Genomic DNA, 15,130 nt, shown 5'->3' on the forward strand with positions numbered 1-15,130 from the left:
GAAGATACCGTTCCCGACGCCACCCCCTCCGGTGCGCAATAGGCTGGCTCTATGACCTACATCGCTGCGGAAGATCGCTACGAATCCATGCCCTACCGCCGACTCGGCACTTCAGGCCTGAAGCTTCCGGCCATCTCACTGGGGCTCTGGCACAACTTCGGAGATGACTTCTCGATCCAAAACCAGCGCGAGATCCTGCGCCACGCCTTCGACCGGGGAGTGACGCACTTTGACCTCGCCAACAACTACGGTCCGCCCTACGGCTCCACGGAGACCAACTTCGGCAGGATCTTCGCCGACGACTTCAGGCCGTACCGCAACGAGCTCGTCATCTCGTCGAAGGCCGGATGGGACATGTGGCCAGGTCCGTACGGGTTCGGGGGTTCCCGGAAATACCTGCTGAGTTCCCTCGACGACTCTCTGCAGAGGATGGGGCTCGACTACGTCGACATCTTCTACCACCACCGCCCTGATCCCGACACGCCCATCGAAGAGACCATGGCGGCCCTCGACCAGGCTGTCCGATCGGGGAAGGCGCTCTACGCCGGCATCTCGTCCTACTCTGCGACGCTGACGCTGCAGGCGCAGAAGATCGCCCGCGATCTCGGGACTCCGCTCGTGATCCATCAACCCTCCTACTCGGTCCTCAACCGCTGGATCGAGGACGGCGAGCCCAACGTGTTGCAGGCCTGCGAGCAGGCAGGCATGGGCATCATCGCCTTCTCGCCGCTCGCCCAGGGGATGCTGACAAGCAAGTACCTCGACGGTGTCCCGGAGAACTCGCGGGCCGCCCAGGGGAAGTCTCTGGACGCTGATCTGCTGAGCGATGAGAACATCGCGCATCTGCGGGCGCTCAACGACATCGCCGGGCAGCGGGGCCAGTCCTTGGCGCAGATGGCGATCGCATGGGCTCTGCGCGACCAGGGCGGGCTTTCAGTCACCTCGGTCCTCCTCGGAGCCTCCTCCGTCAAGCAACTCGACGACAACCTCGGCGCGCTCGACAACCTCGACTTCACCGACGATGAGCTTTCGCGGATCGACGAGCACGGCGGCGTCGAGGGGGTCAACCTCTGGCAGGGGGCCACTGACTCCGTCAGCTGACATCCACCCCTTTCGGACCCCGCCAGGCATGCCTGGCGGGGTCGTCAGCTTTTCAGTAACTCATCGCGCCCGGCACGGCCTCACCGCGACCGGCCTGGATCCGCGGTTCCCTAGGGAAGTGGTTCCCTAGACTCGCCCCATGCATGTCACAGATGTCGACGCGATCCAGCTACGCAACCACCTGGACGGCGCAGGATTCACGGTGGAAGGGGTGCTGGAGCGCATCGGCGAAGCCGGGCAGGACGGGCTCCGACGTAACTGCACCGTGCCGGCCGACGTGGCGTTGAACGGCGCCACCGATCCGCTCGCCAGCCTGATCCGGCTGTTCATCCTGCAGCAGAAGGTGCCGGCGGATCAGCTTCGCGAGGTCCTCGACCTCGGGCAGCTCGGACGGGCCGGATACCTGGACGTCGGCGTCGAGGTGCGAGCCCTTGTCGATATCCGCCCCTACGGGTCGCCCGACGACGGCGCGACCGGCTGGGTGGTCGCCGACCCGACGCCCGGGCTCGACCACTCCATGGAGCCGACGCGCCCCGACTATGTCCTGGGCGTGTCCCCGGCGTCGTCGACACTGGCCCAGATCACCATGCGGAGCGAGGTCTCCTCGGCGCTTGATCTGGGCACCGGCTGCGGCGTCCAGTCGCTGCACCTGTCGCGCCACTGCGGACGCGTCGTCGCCACCGATGTCAATGGACGTGCGCTCGACCTCGCCGCGCTGACGGCCGACCTCAATCAGGTTGACGTCGATCTGCGGCTCGGGTCGCTCTATGAACCGGTGGCGGGGGAACGCTACGACCTCATCGTGTCCAACCCTCCCTTCGTCATGAGCCCACCTCGGGCCGAGGCCGAGACCTTGGCGTACCGCGAGGCCAATTTCGAGGGCGACTCGCTCGTCGAACGTCTCGTCCGAGGGGCCGGGAATCACCTCAACCCCGGCGGAAGCCTGCAGCTCCTCACGAACTGGGCTGTCCTCGACGAACCGTGGCAGGAGCGACTGGCGGCGTGGATTCCGCAGGAGTGCGACGCCTGGGTGATCGAGCGGGAACGTCTGGACGTGTACTCCTACATCGAAATGTGGTTGACCGACGCCGGGCTGGCCGGGACCCCCGGATGGCGGACTGCCTACGACGAGTGGCTCGCGTACTTCAACCGGTTGGGGATCAGGTCGGTGGGGATGGGATGGATCCTCATCACCCGCGCAGACCGTCCCGAGCCGTTCCGGAGGTTCGAGAGCTGGCCCCACGCGGTGGCCCAGCCAGTCGGTGGGGTATTCGAGAGGCACCGCGCCGCTGTCGACGCCCACCTGCTTCCCGTCGACGAACTCCTGGACACCCGCCCCCGTCTGATCGACGTCGACGAGGAGACCGTGGGGCGGCCGGGCGCCGGAGACCCGGAGCACATCGTGTTTCGGCAGAGGGTGGGCCTGCTCCGCGCGATCAGGGCCGACACCACGCTAGCCGCGGTACTGGGAGCCCTTGACGGCGATCTGACCCTCGGCCAGGTGACGGCCGCCGTGGCGCAGGTGCTGGACGAGGATCCGGCCGAAGTGGCCGCCGCGGTGATTCCCGAGGTGCGTGCCGCGCTCCTCGACCAGATGCTGGTCCTCTGACCGTGGCCATCCCGATCCCCCGCCCGGTGCGCGAGCTAAGCCCTCGCGACGGGGCCTCGTGGGACGAGAGGGGATGGCCCTACCGGATCCCTGCCGTGCGCCAGGTCCTCCGGGAGGGGCTTGCGCTCGGGCAGGCCACTGTCCTGGTGGGCGAGAACGGGTCCGGGAAGTCCACCCTCGTCGAAGCACTCGCCGAGGGCTACGGGTTGAACCCGGAGGGCGGGTCGACGGGTGCTATGCACTCCACCAGACGGACAGAGTCGGATCTGTCGGCGCAGTTGCAGGTCGTGCGCGGCGGCGGGGCCAGCAAGGGCGGCTACTTCCTCCGGGCCGAGACCATGCACAGCTTCTACTCCTACCTGGAGGACGTGGGCATGGCCTCCTTTCACACGAGGAGTCACGGGGAGGGCTTCGTCGAGCTGATCGAGACCCGCTGCTTCGGGCCCGGCGGTCCCCGGCCGGGGTTGTACCTCTTCGACGAGGTGGAGTCGGCGCTGTCGTTCAACTCAAGTCTGCGAGTGCTCGCGACCCTCATGGACCTCCTCGCCGAGCCGGGTGCCCAGATCGTCTTGGCGACGCACTCGCCGGTGCTTGCCGCGCTGCCGGGCGCCACCATCCTGGAACTCGACGGGGACGGCCTCCATGAGACCGCGTGGGGCGATCTGGAGGCGGTCATCAGTGAGCGCTATTTCCTCGCCGATCCGGAACGCTTCCTCCGGCATCTGCGCTGATGCCTGTGCAACGCGATTGACCGCACAGGCTATTGTTCGAGAAGTTTCCCGACCGGAGGGCTGATTTCATGGCATCCAAGCGTCTCGTGATCGTCGAGTCGCCCACAAAGGCGACCAAGATCGCCGGCTTCCTGGGCCGCGACTACATCGTCGAGTCCAGCCGGGGCCACGTGCGCGACCTGCCGACGTCGGCCTCCGAGGTGCCTGCCAAGTACAAGGGGCAGTCGTGGGCTCGGACGGGAGTCGACGTCGACAACGACTTCCAGCCGATCTACGTGGTGTCCGCGGACAAGAAGTCGACCATCAAGGACCTCAAAGCCAAGCTCGCGGGAGTCGATGAACTCCTGCTGGCCACCGATGGTGACCGCGAAGGCGAGGCCATCGCGTGGCACCTCATGGAGGAGCTGAAGCCCAAGGTTCCCGTCAAGCGCATGGTCTTCCACGAGATCACCAAGTCTGCGATCGAGGAGGCGGTGACGAACCCGCGCGACATCGACGTCGACCTCGTCGACGCCCAGGAGACGCGCCGCATCCTGGACCGCCTCTACGGTTACGAGGTGTCCCCGGTGCTGTGGAAGAAGGTCATGCCGAGGCTATCCGCGGGCCGAGTCCAGTCGGTCGCGACCCGCCTGGTCGTCGATCGGGAGCGCGAGCGAATCGCCTTCGTGACGGCGTCCTACTGGGATCTCGACACGGTGCTGGACGCCGGCGCGGACGCCGACCCACGCAACTTCCCCGCCCGGCTCGCGACGGTCGGGGACGCGAAGGTGGCCCAGGGCAGGGATTTCAACTCCTCCGGACAGCTGACGTCGCAGGATGCGCTGGTGCTCGACGAGGAGGCCGCGCGAACGCTCGCCGAGGCTCTGCGCGAGGCGCGCCTGGTCGTATCGTCGGTCGACTCCAAGCCCTACACGCGGCGCCCCTACGAGCCCTTCCGCACCACCACGCTCCAGCAGGAGGCCGGCCGCAAGCTCGGCTTCACGTCCGAGCGCACGATGCGGGTGGCCCAGGAGCTCTACGAGAAGGGCTTCATCACCTACATGCGAACCGACTCCGTGACGCTGGCTGGGCAGGCCATCAGGGCGGCCCGCGAACAGGTCAAGGAGCTCTACGGCGAGCGGTACCTGCCGGAGAAGCCGCGCGTCTACGCCTCCAAGGTGAAGAACGCGCAGGAGGCGCACGAGGCCATTCGCCCCGCCGGTGACACGTTCGCCCACCCGGATCAGACCGGGCTCAGCGGAGACCCGTACCGTCTGTACCAGTTGATCTGGCGCCGCACCCTTGCCTCGCAGATGGCCGACGCGAGGGGAGAGTCGCTGTCCATCCGCATCGACGCCACCCACCGCCCGGTTGCGAACGGGGCCACCACCTCAGGCCTGGTGGCATCGGGCCGGACCATCACGTTCCCCGGCTTCCTGCAGGCCTACGTGCAGGGCGTCGACGACGACTCCGCGTCCGACGACGCACAGACCAGGCTCCCGATCCTGACCAAGGGGCAGGAACTCGCGGTCGCCAAGGTCGACGCCGTCGGGCACGAGACACGCCCCCCTGCCCGCTACACCGAGCCGTCGCTCGTGGCGAAGTTGGAAGAGCTGGAGATCGGCCGCCCGTCCACGTACGCGTCGATCATCCGCACGATCACGGCGCGCGACTATGTCTTCAAGAAGGGTTCAGCGCTGGTGCCGACGTGGCTGGCGTTCGCCGTCACGCGGCTGTTGGAGGAGCACTTCAGCGAGCTGGTCGACTACGCTTTCACCGCCCAACTGGAAGACCGGCTCGACGACATCGCCGCCGGGAAGGCGGAGCGTCTGGGCGTCCTGTCCGACTTCTACCGCGGACCGGACGGAAGCGCCCACCACGGCCTCGAGACCCTCGTCACGGAGTTGGGCGACATCGATGCGCGGGCACTGTCCACCTTCCCGCTTGGCGACTCCGGGATCGACGTCCGGGTGGGCCGCTACGGCACCTATGTGGAGTCCTCCGACGGTCGCCGCGCCAACGTGCCCGAGGACATGGCACCCGACGCGCTCACCGTCGACGTGGCCGAGGAGTTGTTGAGCCGGCCGCTGGACGAAGAGCGCGAGCTCGGCGTGGATGAGTCGACCGGCACGATGATCGTGGCGAAGAACGGTCGCTACGGGCCGTACGTGACGGAGATCCTGCCGGAGGATGCGCCGAAGTCGGCTAAGCCGCGCACCGGGTCGCTCTTCAAGGACATGAGCCTCGACGACGTCGACCTGCCGATCGCCCTGCAGCTCCTGAACCTCCCACGGGTCGTCGGCAAGGATTCCGAGGGCAACGAGATCACCGCACAGAACGGGCGCTACGGCCCCTACCTCAAGCGAGGTACCGACTCCCGCTCGCTCACGGCCGAGGACCAGATCTTCACGATCACGCTCGAGGAGGCGCTGGCCATCTACGCCCAGCCCAAGACCCGTGGGCGGGCGGCGGCCGCGGCACCCTTGAAGGAGTTCGGGGAGGACCCTGCCTCCGGCAAGCCCGTCGTGCTCAAGTCGGGGCGGTTCGGCCCGTACGTGACCGACGGCGAGACCAACGCCACCCTGCGGCGGGACGACGACCCGGAGTCGGTCACTCCCGAGCGGGCCTTCGAACTGCTCGCCGAGAAGCGGGCGAAGGGCCCTGCCAAGAAGCCCGCCCGCAAGCCGGCGGCGCGAAAGTCGACGGCGAAGAAGACCACGACGTCGCGCAAGAAGACCACCTAAGACAGCCGAGTCGGCACCACTAGGCTGAGGCCATGGGCAAGAAGGTCAAGGGAGCGTTGCGGCTCGACGTGCCGTTCAGCTCGGACGCTCCCCAGCTGACGTCGGGGGCGGTCGGGTTGCCGCGGATCGTCAAGCATCCGGGGCAGAGCTGCGAGGTGACCGTCACCGTTCTTGACGCCCCGGACGCGCGCTTGCAGCGGGCCGGCGTCACCGTCGCCCACCGGGTGGTCGACGGCCGCGGTGAATGGCTGCTGAGCGCGCCGGGGTGGGGCCCGGCGCTGCCGGAGTCGAGAGTCGAGCCCGTCGGGGCCAGCGGGGACCTACCAGACGATTTCACGAGGCTCATCCGGCCGATCCTCAGGCGAGGCGTGCTCGGCACGCTCGCGACCCTCGAGCTCGAGCGCGACGAGTGGGCGCTGCGCTCCGAGGAGGGGGAGGACGCCGCACTTGTGCGCGACGAGCGGGTGACGGTGACGCGCAGCGGGATGATCACCTCGCGCTACCGCGAGATCGAGATCACGCCCACCGGCCTCCTCACCGGCCAGCAACGCGAGTTCCTGTTGAGCTCGGGCCTGGCCGTCGGGGCGACGGTCGTCGACGCGTTCCCCAGCGCGCAGAGCCGCATCGGGGCGCCCGCGACCGGGCTGACCAGCTTCCCGCGCCCGCGAGACCCGGGCCCGGACGCCACCCTGGAGGAGTACGTCTCGGCCGTGTTCACCCGGCACCTCGACCAGATCGTCCGCGCCGAGCTTGCCAGACGAGCAGGCGACGGCGATGTGGCGCACGTCGACGCACTGTTGTGGGCCTTCGGGCGGGACCTGCGTGGGCTTGCCTCGGTGCTGGAGCCTTCCTGGCGGGAGGACATCGAGCGGGCGTTGGACGGCCTCCCGTTCACCTCGCCGGCCGACATCGAGGCCCCGGTGCTCGACGTCATCGAGGCGCTGGTCGGGGCGGCGCGCGCTCCCCAGCTCGGTGACCTGGCCCACGAGCCAGCGGCCCGGGTGCTGTTCGACAAAGCTGAGCAGGCGACGGTGATCCTGGCCGAGCGGTGCCGCGGACTGGCGGTCGACTCTCCTGACGAGGTGTGGCACGGGGCGCTCCGCGCGGCCGAGCAGTTGGAGGTCGTGCTCGAGGTGGCCGCTCCCGTGTTGCCCAAGGGCAGGGATCGGATGGCCCGGATGCTGGGCGAGGTCACCGAAGGTCTTCGCCGAGGCGCGCTGGGCGCCTTCGTGGGCGATCCCGAACTTGACGGGTTGAGCGCGGCGCAGGCCTACCAGCTGGGTCGGGAGACCGAGCGGAAACGTGCCGGCATCGCCGACGTGCGGCAGGAGTTCGTCGACCGGTGGCCCGAGCTCTTCCGGGAAGCCCGCAAACTGGTGGACAAGGCGAGGCGTAGGCGGGAGCGCAAGCGTTGACAGGGATCTTCATTGCCTTCGAGGGGGGAGACTCAGTCGGGAAGTCCACGCAGGTGGAGCGGCTCGCCGGCTGGCTGTCCTCTCGCGGCATCGCCCACGTCGTCACCCGCCAGCCGGGCGGCACCCCGGTCGGCGCCGAGCTGCGTCGCCTCGTGCTGGACCATTCATCCGGCGACGTCTCCGCGCGCGCGGAGGCCCTCATGTATGCCGCGGACAAGGCGCAGCACGTCTACGAGTTGATCGGGCCGGCTCTCGAGCGCGGCGAGGTGGTCATCAGCGATCGCTACGTGGACTCGATGATCGCTTACCAGGGCGCTGGCCGCGCCCTGGATATCGACGAGGTCTCCACCATCGCCTGGTGGGCGGTCGGTCAGCTGCGTCCACACCTGACCATCCTGCTCGACGCCGATCCGACGGACGCGGTCGAGACCATCGCCGAGAAGGACCGGCTCGAGGACGCGGGCATCGACCTGCACCGACGGGCTCGGCACTTCTTCCTCGATCTCGCGGCCGCCGATCCCCACCGCTACCTCGTGCTGGACGCCCGACTCACGCGCGAGGAGTTGGCCGCCACGATCGCCACGCGCGTCGCTGAACAACTGGCGCCGCGCTGACGCTGAGTGTGTCGGTCCGCGCTCCCTGAGCTTGTCGGTCCGTGGTCCCTGAGCTTGTCGGTCCGTGGTCCCTGAGCTTGTCGGTCCGTGGTCCCTGAGCTTGTCGGTCCGTGGTCCCTGAGCTTGTCGAAGGGTGACGGCCGTGATTGTGGTCGCCGCCCTTGTGGTCGGGGGCGGTGGTAAGCGATGAGGCCGTTACCCTTCGACGGACGCTCGCTCGTTCCTCGCGAGCTGCTCAGGGATCAGGTCCCTGAGCTTGTCCCCTCTGCTCCCTGAGCTTGTCGAAGGGTTACGGCCGTGATTGTGGTCGCCGCCTTTGTGGTCGGGGGCGGCGGGAGGGCGCGGGGTCGTTACCCTTCGACGGACGGGCTGCTCGCAGAGCGAGCTGGCCCTGCTCAGGGACCGATTCGACGGACGCTCGCTCGTTCCTCGCGAGCTGCTCAGGGACCGCCCTTCGACGGGCGTTCCTCGCGCTGAGCGCTCGTCGCTGCTCAGGGACCACTTCCCTAGGGATAAAGAGGCGTCGCCCGGTCGACCGCGTCGGCGATGGCGAGGTCCTGGTCGCGGCCGCGCTCCCGCAGGCCGGTGGCCACGCCGTCACGGTCGCCCTGGGTCCGGTTCTGCGAGAGCTTGAACCGGCCAACCACGTCCGTGATCTCCAGCTCCAGGCCGACGATCCCGCGCAGCATCGCCTCGATGAACTCACGCGGGGCCTCGTCGAGGCGCCAGGGGCCGCGTTGAGCGTCGGAGGGCCCGACGGTGCTGTCGGCCATACGCTGCGCGTCGAACCACTCGGCGTGCGCGCGGACCTCTTCACGAAGTCGCCGGGGATCGGTGTGTGTGCGGAGCCAGCCGGCGAACTGGACCTGCTCGTAGTCCCACGTCCCGACCGCGCGGCCCGTGGCGCGACCTCTGGCGGTCCCGGGCTGCACGCTCGGATACCAGCGTGGGCTGACGTAGGTGTGCGGACCCTGCACCACCACCCGGCAGGCCACGCGATCTGTGCCGGGCGGGAACTGGAGATTCGCCGCTGACGCGTGTGAGATCAGCCGATCGCCGCTCCACAGGGTCGGCAGCAGCGTGGCGGTGGGCACCCCGGGGCCCTCCGTGATCCACAGCCCCGCCCCCACCTGCTCCAGGAGCTCGCGGCACGCCGCGGCGTCGGCCTCGCTCTGGCTCGCCGGAAGGTAGACGTAGCTCTCTGGTCCCTGTGGCTCCACGTCGGCCACCCTACCGGCGAGGTGTTGTCGGCCGACAATGGCAGGATGGGGCGCATGGGTGACGTGTGGTCGGAGCTGATCGGGCAGGAGCGCGCCGTCGCGACGCTGCGCCGGGCCGTGGATGGGAAGAGCCACGCCATGTCGCACGCCTGGTTGTTCGTCGGCCCTCCTGGTTCGGGCCGCTCCAACGCGGCGAGGGCCTTCGCCGCAGCCCTGCAGTGTCCGCGGGGCGGCTGCGGGGAGTGCGAGGAGTGCCGGACCACCCTCAGCGCCGCGCACCCCGATGTCACCCTCCTTCGCACCGAGCAGTTGTCCATCGGCGTGGACGAGGTCCGCGCGCTGGTGGGCCGAGCCAACATGTCCCCTGTGAAACAGCGCTACCAGATCGTGGTGGTCGAGGACGCGGACCGCATCACGGAGCGGGGGGCTGACGCGTTGCTGAAGGGGCTCGAGGAACCGGCTGCCCGGACCGTGTGGCTGCTCTGCGCGCCGAGCGCCGACGACGTCATCGTGACCATCCGGTCCCGGTGCCGGGAGATCAAGCTCGTGACGCCGAGCGACGACGCGGTCACCGAGTTGCTCGTCAGCCGCGACGGCATCTCCCCGGCTCTGGCCGCCCACGCGGCGCGCGCCGCCCAGGGCCACGTCGGGAGAGCCCGCATGCTGGCCCGCTCGGAGGAGGCCCGCATTCGGCGCCGTGAGATCCTCGCCCTGCCAGGCCGGTTGACCTCCGTGACAGCCTGCCTGGACGCTGCCGAGAACCTCGTGTCGTCCGCCGCCGACGAAGCTGCCCAGGCCACGGCCGAACTCGATGCCCGCGAGTTGGCCAGCCTCCAGGCGGCAATGGGCCTCGGCGGGCGAGGGGCCAAGCCCCGCAACGCCCAGGCCGCCGTCCGCGAACTGGAGGATCAGCAGAAGGCGAGGGTCAAGCGGATCCAGCGCGACGCGCTCGACCGCGTGCTGACCGAACTGACCGGTTACTACCGCGACGTCCTCGCGGCTCAGACCGCGCCGGGCGTGCCGCTCGTGAACTCGGACCTCGCCGACGAAATCGAGCCCTTCGCCCGGCAGACGCGGCCGGAGCACACAGTGCGGGCGTTGGACGCCATCCTCCAGGCGCGGACCGCTTTGGAGGGCAACGTCGCGCCCCTACTGGCACTGGAATCCCTGCTCATCGGGCTCGCCGCCGCCCGCAAGGTCTCCTGACGGCACCTGTCCGCGGGGGATCCGATGCCGGACGGGCGTGTCCCACGGCGTCGAACCGGGTTTCGATGCCACCATGGGCGGGACGTGTGCCCAGAATCCAGAGGGGATCGAAATGTCGAACAATGATTGGGTCCAGGAAGGCACCCCCCGCGACGCGGAGTGGGAGGCCGAGCAAGACGACTACGGCGTGCCCCTCGAACAGTGGGACGACTACGCGGCCGAGCAGGCCGTGCCAGTGCCCAGCCCACAGGCGGACACGGACGCGACCGTCCAGCCCACCGCCCCGGAGGTCTTCGACGGGGACGAGACCACCGGGCCGATGAACGACGAACCCGAGCCCGACAACAGTGGGCCCGCTGACGACGCCAGCGCTGAGGGGGAGGCCGTGGAGTTCGCCGGTCCGGGCGTCTACGACGAGCCCGTCATCGCCAACGATCTCGTGTCCGAGGGCGATCCTGTCGCCGTCGCGTCCCCGCAGACGGCTGACGACCTCATCGACGAGACGGTCCAGCGTCCCGTGCCCGCTCCCGATGAGGAGAGCGCCGCGGACTCCTGGCAGCGCACCGACCAGGACGCCGGCAGCATCCCGGCGCCGGTGCTCGCGGACGAGCACGGCGAGCCGGTCGTCGGGGCCGAGGAGGCCGCGGCCGACGACCACCGGGACGACGCTGACGGTTGGGATCAGGTCGATCCCGCCGCAGACGACCACCTGCACGACGAGTCCACCCAGCACGTGGCGGCGACCGCCATCCCTGGGGACGAGACCGCAGACGACGCCGCCTGGGCAGCCCAGGAGGCCGGCGACATCGACGAGGCCCCTGCCGACTCCGTTGCCGAGGACGAGCAGGGGGTGGCGGAGCCGGCGGCCACCGACGACGGACCGCACTACGAGGACGACCCCGATGCCACCGCCGTCCACCACCTCAGCCCCAGCGAGCCCTCCGACCCGGAAGTGGCGGCCTTCGGCCGTCCCGGACATTCGGACATCACGCCGGCATCCGTGACGCCGACCGGGGACGGCAGCCTTGCCGCCGGCGCTGTCGGCGGGGCCGCCGTGGGATCCGCTGCGATGGCGGGTCTCTACCGCGGTGAGTCCGACGAGACGCAGATCCTCGATGCTGCCACCGCGCGCCGCACCGTCGAGCAGGAGCGAGCCGACGAGGAACGGATTGCCCGTGAACTCCAGGCCGAGCGCGAGGCGCGCGCCTCCAGGCTGGGCATGGTGGCGACGTCCGACGCCAACGCGACCCGGGATCCGCGCCCGATCCGACGCGGAGTCGGTCCGTTCGGGAGTTTCGGCCTCTTCGTCCTGAGACTCGTCACCGCGCTGATCCTCGGTGTCGTCGGCTATCAGGTACTCAACTCGATCGACGCAACCACCGACTACCTCGCCCAGCAGCCCTTGATCCCCGAGCCGCGGCTGGTGGCCTGGATCGTCGGCTTCGGCCTGGCTGCCATGGCGGTGCTGTTGGTGATCGGCCTCGCGGTGAGGGTGGTTGGCTTCCTCATCGCTGCGGTCGCCGTGGCGTCGCTCGTGTTGCTGCGGTGGGGGCAGTTCAGCATCTTCGTGGAGAACATGGAGGGCTTCCGCGGAGACCACGACCTGCTGCTGGCGGCCGTCGGCATCGCACTGCTCAGCCTGGGCGGTGGCCGGTTCGGAATCGACGGCGCCGTCGTCAAAGCCCGCGAGACGGCCCGCGAGGCCAAGTACAGCTAAGCCTCAGCCCCCCACTGCTTCGTCGGCGGTCAGGCGCGCCCGGTCGGTCGCGCTTGGCCGCCGACACTAGTCTTGCCCCATGGCACGGGTGATGGCGGTCGCGTTCGAGCGGCACGGCCAACTGCACTACTTGGATCCGGCCGACGGCGCCTACGCCGTCGGCGACTGGGTGCGTTACCCCACCCCCGACGGCCCCGAGATCGCCCAGGTGGTGTGGGCAGCCGAGGACGTTGAGGGCTTTGACGATGTGCCAGTCTGCCAGGGGCCCGCCACCCAGGCCGACCATGCGCGAGATGCCGCGAACCGGCAGCGACGAGCCGATGCCATGGCCGTGGCGAAGCGCACGATCGCCGGGCACGGGCTGCCCATGAAGGTGGTGGGCGTCGACTACCTCGACCGGACGGCCGAGTTCGACCGCCTCATCGCGATCTACTACACGGCCCCCCACCGCGTCGATTTCCGCAGCCTGCTGGGGGACCTCGCTCGAGCACTGGACTCGCGGATCGACCTGCGGCAGGTGGGCTCGCGCGACGCCGCGCGGCTGATCGGCGGGGTCGGATCGTGCGGCCGGGAACTGTGTTGCACCACCTTCCTGACCGACTTCGAACCTGTCTCGACGAGGCTGGCCCGCGTGCAGGGGTTGCCGCCCAACCCGCTGCAGATCTCCGGACAGTGCGGCCGGCTCATGTGCTGCCTCAAGTACGAGCACCCGCTGTACGTGGACTTCATCAAGCAGGCGCCGGCCATCGGTGACCGGGTCACAGTCGACGGTCAGGAGATGACTGTCACCGGCCACAACGTGCCGGCAGGCTCCGTGACTGGGCGCACGCCGTCGGGAGAGATGGTGCGCTGTCCGCTGGAGAAGGTCTGTTCGGCCAAGATGTCCCGGGATCTCAGGTCCGCGAACGTCAAGCTGTCCGAGAAGGGGGAGCATGAGTAGATCGGTCAAGGTGACGCAGACCATCCTGGGGATGATCGCGATCGCCCTGGTGGGCGCCCTGTTCCTGAGCGGGATGGTGCGCGGGCAGAACCGCGACCAGCCCGCCTCACCCACCACGCCGGGGCCGCACACCCCGTCCGCCCCTGCTCAGGGGGAGCGTCTTCCGGGTATCCCGGAGCAGCCCATCGAGGGGCGTGAGACCCTGCCCCTGGATGGCCCGGCGAACCCTGACCGGCAACTGGACTACGAACCGGCCACGGCGCCTAAGGTCGAGTTCCTCGACTCCCTCGGCGACCATCTGGCGTACGCCACGCAGGTGGTCGACTGGGAGCTGTGTGAATCGGGGGAGGGGCAGTGCGCCACCATCAAGGCACCGCTTGACTGGGATGCGCCGGAACGCGATGCCATCGAGGTGGCGGTGCGCCGGGTCCCGCACGGCGACTCGTCGCGCGGTCCGTTGTTCGTCAATCCGGGCGGACCCGGCTTCGGCGGTCAGGACATGGCGCAGTCACTCGCGGGCAGGTGGCAGAACTTCGACACCGTCGGCTGGGATCCCCGGGGGACCGGCGAGTCGACGCACGTCGTGTGCGGCTCGTTCGAGGAGACCGAGGCGTTCATGCGCCTGGACGCCAGCCCCGACGATCCGGGGGAGGACGAGGAGCTCCGGCAGGGCTCGGCCGAGTTCGCCCAGCAGTGCCGCGACGGCTCGGGGCCGCTGCTCGATCACATCACGACCGTCGATGTCGTGCGCGACCTCGACCTCATCCGGCACCTCCTCGGGGCCGAGAAGCTCAACTACGTGGGCGTGTCGTACGGCACCTACGTGGGCGCCATGTACGCGGAGTTGTTCCCGAACTCCACGGGCCGGCTGGTGCTCGACGCCGCCGTCGACATCACCGGCGACGACGAAGTGGCACAGTCCGAAGGCTTCGAGCTGGCGCTGAACAACTTCACGGCCTGGTGCGCCGACTCCGACCTCTGCTCGCTGGGCGACGACCAGGCTCAGATCAACGACGACATCGACGGCTTCCTCACTGGGCTGGACGACGACCCCCTCGACGTGGACGGACGCCCGCTCACGCAGACGCTCGCCGCCACCGGGATCGCCTTGTTCCTCTACGACACCGACGAGGCGTACCGCACGCTGGACCAGGTGCTGGCCGACGCGATGATCGGCAACGGAGCAGGGCTGCTCATGGCCGCGGACATCCTCAACGGACGATCGAACAACAGTTATGACACGATCGCCTACGCGTTCCCCGCGATGGCGTGCGTCGACGGCGTCGACGAGGGCCTCGACCGCGTCGAGGAGGACTGGCGCGAGACATTCGAGAAGGCGCCGATCATGGCGCCGAACATGGGGCTGGGCTACACCTGCCAGACCTGGACCGCCGACTCGGCGCCCCAGCTCAAGCTGACGGCCGCAGGCGCGCCTCCCATCCTCGTCGTAGGCACGACGGGGGACTCTGCGACGCCCTACCGCCAGGCGGTGACCATGGCTGAGCAACTGGAATCGGGGACGTTGCTCACCTACGAGGGGGCCGGGCACGGCGCGGTCACCGGCGACAACAAGTGCGTCGCCGACGCCGTGGACGAGTATCTCTACGAAGGGACGCCCCCAGAGGACGGCGCAACCTGCCGGTAGGGGTCCGTTCCGGGCCGGTTTGGTATTGGAGCGGCCTGTGTCGGTATAGTTTCGTCCTGCTGCCGCCCTAGCTCAGTCGGTAGAGCGACGCTCTCGTAAAGCGTAGGTCACGGGTTCGATTCCCGTGGGCGGCTCGAAAGCCCCCGACACCGTCGGGGGCTTTGACATGCCCGGGACTTGTCGTGCGCTCCGGCGGAACTCGGCTTAGC

At 69.1% G+C, this 15,130-nt stretch carries 11 protein-coding genes and 1 tRNA gene; 11 read left to right on the forward strand and 1 reads right to left on the reverse strand.

The window, feature by feature from the left end; translation table 11 throughout:
• The first annotated feature begins 51 nt into the window (after nucleotides 1-51).
• From mgrA to tmk, 6 genes are all read left to right on the forward strand, one after another.
• Nucleotides 52-1,101, forward strand: coding sequence for an L-glyceraldehyde 3-phosphate reductase (gene mgrA, locus RPIT_RS01415; RefSeq protein WP_077339840.1), 1,050 nt, complete (start codon nucleotides 52-54; stop codon nucleotides 1,099-1,101).
• Nucleotides 1,102-1,240: 139 nt separating this feature from the next.
• Nucleotides 1,241-2,710, forward strand: coding sequence for a DUF7059 domain-containing protein (locus RPIT_RS01420; RefSeq protein WP_077339842.1), 1,470 nt, complete (start codon nucleotides 1,241-1,243; stop codon nucleotides 2,708-2,710).
• A 2-nt stretch (nucleotides 2,711-2,712) separates the two neighbouring features.
• The gene (locus RPIT_RS01425) at nucleotides 2,713-3,441 is read left to right on the forward strand and encodes an AAA family ATPase (RefSeq protein ID WP_226996307.1); all 729 of its coding nucleotides are present in this window, start codon (nucleotides 2,713-2,715) and stop codon (nucleotides 3,439-3,441) included.
• A 68-nt stretch (nucleotides 3,442-3,509) separates the two neighbouring features.
• Nucleotides 3,510-6,164, forward strand: coding sequence for a type I DNA topoisomerase (gene topA / locus RPIT_RS01430; protein ID WP_077344157.1), 2,655 nt, complete (start codon nucleotides 3,510-3,512; stop codon nucleotides 6,162-6,164).
• A gap of 32 nt (nucleotides 6,165-6,196) precedes the next feature.
• On the forward strand, nucleotides 6,197-7,579 hold the full coding sequence (locus tag RPIT_RS01435) for a hypothetical protein (protein WP_077339844.1): 1,383 nt from the start codon (nucleotides 6,197-6,199) through the stop codon (nucleotides 7,577-7,579).
• Nucleotides 7,576-8,193 carry a dTMP kinase gene (gene tmk / locus RPIT_RS01440; RefSeq protein ID WP_077339846.1) on the forward strand — a complete coding sequence of 206 codons (618 nt, stop codon included), beginning with the start codon at nucleotides 7,576-7,578 and terminating at the stop codon, nucleotides 8,191-8,193. The genes RPIT_RS01435 and tmk overlap by 4 nt, the downstream gene beginning before the upstream one ends.
• 506 nt (nucleotides 8,194-8,699) lie before the next feature.
• Here the strand turns inward: tmk and RPIT_RS01445 are convergent.
• Nucleotides 8,700-9,413 (reverse strand): FMN-binding negative transcriptional regulator, encoded by a 714-nt coding sequence (locus RPIT_RS01445; protein ID WP_162274462.1) that lies wholly within the window; start codon nucleotides 9,411-9,413, stop codon nucleotides 8,700-8,702.
• A 54-nt stretch (nucleotides 9,414-9,467) separates the two neighbouring features.
• On the opposite strand from RPIT_RS01445, the gene RPIT_RS01450 reads away from it, so the two are divergent.
• From RPIT_RS01450 to RPIT_RS01470, 5 genes are all read left to right on the forward strand, one after another.
• Nucleotides 9,468-10,619, forward strand: a complete 1,152-nt coding sequence (locus tag RPIT_RS01450) for a DNA polymerase III subunit delta' (protein ID WP_077339848.1) — start codon at nucleotides 9,468-9,470, stop codon at nucleotides 10,617-10,619.
• A gap of 112 nt (nucleotides 10,620-10,731) precedes the next feature.
• The gene (locus RPIT_RS01455) at nucleotides 10,732-12,336 is read left to right on the forward strand and encodes a DoxX family protein (protein ID WP_077339850.1); all 1,605 of its coding nucleotides are present in this window, start codon (nucleotides 10,732-10,734) and stop codon (nucleotides 12,334-12,336) included.
• Nucleotides 12,337-12,415: 79 nt separating this feature from the next.
• Nucleotides 12,416-13,276, forward strand: a complete 861-nt coding sequence (locus tag RPIT_RS01460) for a PSP1 domain-containing protein (protein ID WP_077339852.1) — start codon at nucleotides 12,416-12,418, stop codon at nucleotides 13,274-13,276.
• A complete protein-coding gene (locus tag RPIT_RS01465) occupies nucleotides 13,269-14,921 on the forward strand; it encodes an alpha/beta hydrolase (protein WP_077339854.1) in 1,653 nt (550 codons plus the stop codon). Before RPIT_RS01460 ends, RPIT_RS01465 begins: the two co-directional genes overlap by 8 nt.
• A gap of 61 nt (nucleotides 14,922-14,982) precedes the next feature.
• Nucleotides 14,983-15,055: transfer RNA gene (locus RPIT_RS01470), tRNA-Thr, on the forward strand.
• Nucleotides 15,056-15,130 lie beyond the last annotated feature (75 nt).

The sequence above is a fragment of the Tessaracoccus flavus genome, assembly GCF_001997295.1.
In the GTDB taxonomy this organism is placed as follows: domain Bacteria; phylum Actinomycetota; class Actinomycetes; order Propionibacteriales; family Propionibacteriaceae; genus Arachnia; species Arachnia flava.